Origin of the sequence: Chitinimonas sp. BJB300 (assembly GCF_002735695.1) — a bacterium.
In the GTDB taxonomy this organism is placed as follows: Bacteria; Pseudomonadota; Gammaproteobacteria; order Burkholderiales; family Chitinimonadaceae; genus Chitinimonas.
Genome location: NZ_PDZH01000180.1, coordinates 1 through 5,849, shown reverse-complemented (window position 1 = coordinate 5,849; position 5,849 = coordinate 1). Strand labels below are relative to the sequence as shown.

5 protein-coding genes are annotated in these 5,849 nt (G+C 53.7%); 3 read left to right on the top strand and 2 right to left on the bottom strand.

Annotated elements, in window-relative coordinates:
* Positions 1-332: 332 nt before the first annotated feature.
* On the bottom strand, positions 333-509 hold the full coding sequence (locus CSQ89_RS22610) for a hypothetical protein (RefSeq protein ID WP_158229056.1): 177 nt from the start codon (positions 507-509) through the stop codon (positions 333-335).
* A 182-nt stretch (positions 510-691) separates the two neighbouring features.
* Here CSQ89_RS22610 and CSQ89_RS19415 point away from each other — a divergent pair, with 182 nt between their 5' ends.
* Together CSQ89_RS19415 and cysM are read left to right on the top strand one after the other, a co-directional pair.
* Positions 692-1,087: a hypothetical protein gene (locus tag CSQ89_RS19415; RefSeq protein WP_099407691.1), complete on the top strand. Its 396-nt coding sequence runs from the start codon at positions 692-694 to the stop codon at positions 1,085-1,087.
* Positions 1,088-1,328: 241 nt separating this feature from the next.
* On the top strand, positions 1,329-2,216 hold the full coding sequence (gene cysM / locus CSQ89_RS19410) for a cysteine synthase CysM (protein WP_099407690.1): 888 nt from the start codon (positions 1,329-1,331) through the stop codon (positions 2,214-2,216).
* 39 nt (positions 2,217-2,255) lie between these two features.
* Here cysM and CSQ89_RS19405 read toward each other — a convergent pair whose 3' ends face one another.
* Positions 2,256-3,167 (bottom strand): helix-turn-helix transcriptional regulator, encoded by a 912-nt coding sequence (locus tag CSQ89_RS19405; RefSeq protein WP_099407689.1) that lies wholly within the window; start codon positions 3,165-3,167, stop codon positions 2,256-2,258.
* A 171-nt stretch (positions 3,168-3,338) separates the two neighbouring features.
* Here CSQ89_RS19405 and CSQ89_RS19400 point away from each other — a divergent pair, with 171 nt between their 5' ends.
* Positions 3,339-5,399 carry a TonB-dependent receptor domain-containing protein gene (locus CSQ89_RS19400; RefSeq protein WP_099407688.1) on the top strand — a complete coding sequence of 687 codons (2,061 nt, stop codon included), beginning with the start codon at positions 3,339-3,341 and terminating at the stop codon, positions 5,397-5,399.
* Positions 5,400-5,849: the final 450 nt, after the last annotated feature.

Genomic DNA, 5,849 nt, shown 5'->3' with positions numbered 1-5,849 from the left:
GAATGCCTGAGCATCAAGACGCAGAAGAACCCATTCGCACTTTGCCGCAAGTTACTGATCAACGCCTCCCGCGCGGCTTATGATCAGTTACAGCTGCTTCTCGCAGCTACTGCGTAACATCAGTAAATAAATCGCTTCGCTTTTCCTAGACACCTTCTGAGCCTCAAACTGAGGTCCATCAGGAGGTGCCATGAGCAAAGCAATGCGATGACACCGCTGGTCACTGCCGCTAACACGGTAAGCGTCGGGTGGTTAGTCGGCTTGATGACGATATTACATAAGCCCTTTATTCGGCAGATGCATGACTGACATGGGCAGTATCTATTGCCAGCTTAACCACCCACACCCGTAGTTGGCTTAGGAGGAGGCACATCGTTATTGGCTTGCGGTGGCGTGGGGGCATCAACGCTGGAGCCACCGTATACTGCCGCCAATTCCAGTGCGGACAATGTTTGCAGTGCGGTTGATGACTTGGTGGTTTTTTGGAAGAGACCTTGCAAGCATTTCATTTTGTACTCCTTGTGGGGTTCGATTGAGTGCTTGCATTTCACGCCGATTACCGGTTCAGCGTAACTGTAAGGTCTTACAGTTACGTGCTGGTTCTTACACGGACATTATCTGAGGTTATTCATGCTGGGTTTGGGCATTGGTGCCTTACCTGATAACCGTGTATTGGTGGATGAGGTGACATGTGCAATCGGCCATTCAGAATCAATCTATAAGTCGCCCCGAGGCTGAGGACTACGCTTTACCCTTTGTGCTGGTGGGCGAAGAACGCTTGGCGCTGTTCCATTTTGTCCATGTACATAGCTCGTTGGACCCGGAGACTGAAGCATCTGCCAGTAGCGGGTTGAGCCTATGGTTGGGCCAGGATAACGAGCTGCCCGCTTACTTGGCGTGGCATTGGCAATATGCCGAGGGTATCGGCATATATATTCCCAGTATGGACAACATCGTGAGTAATCTGGCACTGGTCGACGGAGATGGAAAAGTCTTGGATGTGCACACTACGGCATTCAAGTGGTGGTTACGGGTGGAAAGACTGGACTGGCGCATCTGGGCAGAGATGCAGCTTGGTTCTTTCTAGAGTCTGTTCAATATCTTGTGAACTCGGGCAAGACAAAGCAAAAAACCGTCTTTACAGGTGTAAATACGCATGCTGTGGTGGTTTTTTACGTAATACGACTAAAGTGCAGCAGATGTTGCAGGTATGTATTGGCCTGCTGAGGTAAGTGATGTCTACCGTTTCTTCATAAGTAAATCGCCATTGACGTCTAGGCGCTTCATTACCAGCGGTTACAATGCCTGCCTTAATCGGAGCGCTATTTATGCATCGCACGCTGAAAGATTTTGTCGGCAATACCCCGTTGGTTCGCCTTAAGCATCTGCCTGGCAATACCTCCAATATTATTTTGGCAAAGCTGGAAGGCAATAATCCGGCAGGGTCGGTGAAAGACCGGCCGGCGCTCAGCATGATTCGCCGAGCTCAAGCGCGTGGTGACATCAAACCGGGTGATACGCTAATCGAAGCTACCAGTGGCAATACTGGCATTGCGCTGGCGATGGCCGCGGCGGTGATGGGTTACAAGATGCGATTGATCATGCCCGAACATTTGAGCATTGAACGCCGCCAAGCAATGAAAGCCTATGGTGCGGATATTGTGCTGGTGACCCAAAAGGAGGGCATGGAAGGCGCCCGTGATCTGGCCGAACAGATGCGGGATGCCGGCGAGGGATATATTCTCGACCAGTTTGCCAACCCAGATAACGCACTGGCGCACTACGAAGGTACCGGCCCGGAAATTTGGCATGATACCGAAGGACGCATCACCCATTTTGTCTCCAGCATGGGCACGACTGGCACCATCATGGGGACTGGCCGCTATTTGCGCGAGAAAAATCCAGCTGTGCAGATCATCGGTGTGCAACCAATGGATGGTGCGCAAATTCCCGGTATTCGCAAATGGCCGCCGGAGTATGTGCCTCGCATTTGCGATTTTTCCAAGATCGACCGCATTATGGAAGTGAGCCAGTTGGAAGCTGAAGTCATGACGCGACGTCTGGCTGCGGAAGAAGGGATTTTCGCGGGGGTCAGTTCTGGCGGAGCAATGGCGGCAGCGTTGAAACTGAGCACGGAAGTCGAAAAAGCGGTCATCGTCAGCATTGTCTGTGACCGGGGTGATCGGTATCTCTCTACCGGTGTCTTCTCCGTCTGAATAGGGATTGTGTGGCTAGTGGGTAGGCGGTGGTCTCCGTTAACGTCTTAACCGGCTGCGCAGCTGGCCGGGTGATATGCCGAACAAACGCTTGAAGGCGGTGGCGAAGTTGGCGGGGCTGTTATAGCCGGCTTGCAGGGCAGCGTCGGATACGCTGATGTCGTGCTGTTCAATGGCGAAACGGGCTTGTTCCAATTTGCGCCGCCGCACATAGTCCACCACCGTGCAACCAAAGCTGGCGCGAAAGTATCGCTGTAAGGCATGTTCATGCAGCCCTATCTCCAGCGTGATATCGGCCAGACTCCAATTGTCGGCATCACCGCTGTCGAGCAAGTCGCGCAGTTGTTGCATACGCGCTTTTTCGCGGGCGGGTAGGGTGGCGGGCTGAGCGGGAATGAGGCTGGCCAGTGCCTCGCCTGCCAGTTCGATGGCACGGCTTTCCTGGTGCAACTGCTGCAAAGCAGGCGCAAAAGCGGGTGGGTATAGCATCTGTTCGGCTAAATCCAGCAGGCGGCGTGAAGGTTGCCAACGCGCGATGGCCAGATGATTTTGGCAAAAGCGGTGAATTTCCCGGTGCGCTGCCTGGTCGTTCAAGCCCGACTGTTCCAGCCATTCTGGCGACAGGCTCAAGCTGATCTTTCGCTCCTCATGGCCTACTGCATCTGGCCGTATAAAGCTGTCCGGCTCTGCCAATGCCACCATGCCGCCTTCATGGCGTACCCCGCGTGTGGTGGTGGTTGGGCCAAAGCGAAAAGCGCGGTTACCGTAAGCCACGTTCACCTGTCCTGCCAACACTAATACGATATTCAGCCCCGCCGGCGTCATCACTGCTGTCTGTGGGGCATGTGCATGGCTACGTACGCTGCAACGGGCAATGAAGCCAGGGCGCAAGCTGTGCACGACAAATGCAATGGGTGTTGGAATAGTCTCAATTGCAGAGCGAGTAGACATGGCTTTCGGTTGAATAAATTTTATCGCAAAGATTTTTTACGCTATTGCAAAGGCGAATATATCCATCTTATGGAATACTGGCGTCCCTTAAACGCCAATGCAAATCATTCCTATCTGTGGAATTTTACCCATTGCTGCGTGCTAAGCGAATTCATAAAGCAGAGGTAAACAATGATGCAGATGCAGTTCAAGCGCAAACCGCTTTCCCTTCTATGTGGCTTGGCCCTGACCGGTAGCTTGAGCGCCCAGGCTGGCGATGTCCAGACGACCGAGACCTTGGTGATTACTGCCAGTGGTTTCGAGCAGAAAATCAAGCAAGCGCCGGCCAGCATCAGCGTCATTACCCGTAAGGAACTGGAAGCCCAGCCCGTTAACAGCTTGAGCGACGCAGTGCGTAATGTCGAAGGCATCAGCATTGTTGGTTCGGAGCCCAATGATACCGATATCTCCATTCGTGGTCTGCCGGGCGAGTACACGCTGGTGCTGGTGGATGGCAAGCGCCAGGGCACGCGCGAGACCATGAACCGTGGCACTGGGGGTGTGCAGGCGTATTTGATTCCGCCACTGCAGGCCATTGAGCGCATCGAAGTCGTGCGTGGGCCGATGTCGTCGCTTTATGGTGCGGATGCCATGGGCGGGGTGATCAATATCATCACCCGCAAGCACACCAAGCAGTGGCAAGGTGCGATCAATGTGGGCGGCACGATTCAGGGCGACAGCAAATTTGGCAATACGCAGCAGGGTGACTTCTGGGTAGGTGGCCCTATTCAGGAAGGCGTGCTGGGGTTGCAGATTTACGGCAATCTGAGTGACCGTGACGAAGACAGGATCTTCTTTCCAGATAACTTCACCAGTGGTGCCTATGGCACGCGCAATGCAAGTGCGGCTGCAAAACTGATCATCACGCCCAGCACTGCCCATAACGTGATTCTGGAAGTCGGTAAGAATGAACTCACTTATCGCAGCACTCCCGGCAAAGCCTTGGGTGCGCAAGACGATAGCGTAAGGACCGAGCACGACCGCCAACATTGGTCGCTCGCCCACCGTGGCAAATGGGACTTTGGCAGTTCGCGTCTTGCTGTACAGCAAGAGGTTGGGAAGCAACTGAGATGGATGAATGGTGAAAGAAGCGAGTCCACGCCGGTTATCACCAACACAGTTTTTGATGCGTTGCTGACGCTGCCTTTCGAGTCTCATACCCTTAATCTGGGTGGGCAATACAACCAGAACAAGTTGAACGGAATCAGTGTCGAGTCGGTAGTCAAAGGCCACGTGACAAGCCCCAATGGTGCGAAGACCAAGTCGACTGCCGTATTCGCAGAAGATGAGTTTGCTGTGAATGACGCCCTGACGCTGACCGGGGGCCTGCGCATTGATACCGCCGATCGATACAGTTCGCACTGGAGTCCGCGCTTGTACGCCGTGTACAAGCTAACCGATACCCTCACCTTGCGTGGCGGCGCTGCCAAGGGTTTCAAGTCGCCCACATTGCGCCAGTCCGAGCTGGGCTATTGCATGACGACGGGGGGGGGAACCCAGAAGCGGGGTTCGCTTTGTGGTAACCCGAATCTGAAGCCGGAGGAAAGCCTCAGTGAGGAAATCGGTATCCGTTACGACGGTACTGAAGGCCGCAGTCTGTCGTTTGCGCTGTTCAACAATCAATTCAAGAACAAGGTGGTCAGCTACGACTCAGGCGTATCCGACCCACTCAACAGCGCCCTGAACATCTACACCTACGACAATATCGACAGCGTGCAGCTGCGCGGTGTGGAGCTTGGTGCCAACTGGCCGTTGGCGAAGGCATGGCGCGCGTCGGGTAACTACACCTACACCCGTTCGCGTCGCCATGGTGGGGGCGAGCCGGCTTTCAATGGTGGCTCGCTGGAAGGCCGCCCCTTGGACAAGACACCAACGCATGTCCTGAACGCCAAGCTGGAATGGCAGCCTATCGAAGCATTGAGCAGCTACCTGCGCGTCAACTATCTGGGCAAGCAATATTGGGCTGCATTCCGCAATGGCGCGCAGAATGTACGCGAACGCAGTGCTTCCACCACTTTGGATTTGGGCGGCAGCTATCAAATCAACAAAGCATTGAGTCTTAGTGCCGCCGTGTTGAACATGACTGACAAGATCATCGCGGTGGACGAGCGCGGCCGTAATAATGGCTTGGATGGTAATTGGATGGTGGATGAGGGACGGCGGTATTGGCTGAGCCTCGGACTGAAGTTCTGAGAACCGGTCTAATAGTCTGCTGCGTGTCAGCAATACGGCGTTGAAAACATCCTCGGAATGCTCATTTACCGCTTGTAAACCCCGCTTCCTTGGCTGTTTTCGCCTTGTCTTACCCTGGCTCGTGAGACTTTAGGCAGGTTCTAAGAATCTATTAAGGCGGCAATTAAACAGGGCGCACAACATCCTGAAATATCATTTAAAAATCAGTTGCTTGCAAATATTATCCGGTGCAAGTTTATGATCTGTTTGATTGCCGGATTAATATTACAATCTGTCACGAGCAGCTGTCATCTTGGTGCGTAGCACCGTAGTGGCTGCGGGAACATAACTGATGTTACGCAGTAGCTGCGAGAAGCAGCTGTAACTGATCATAAGCCGCGCGGGAGGCGTTGATCAGTAACTTGCGGCAAAGTGCGAATGGGTTCTTCTGCGTCTTGATGCTCAGGCATT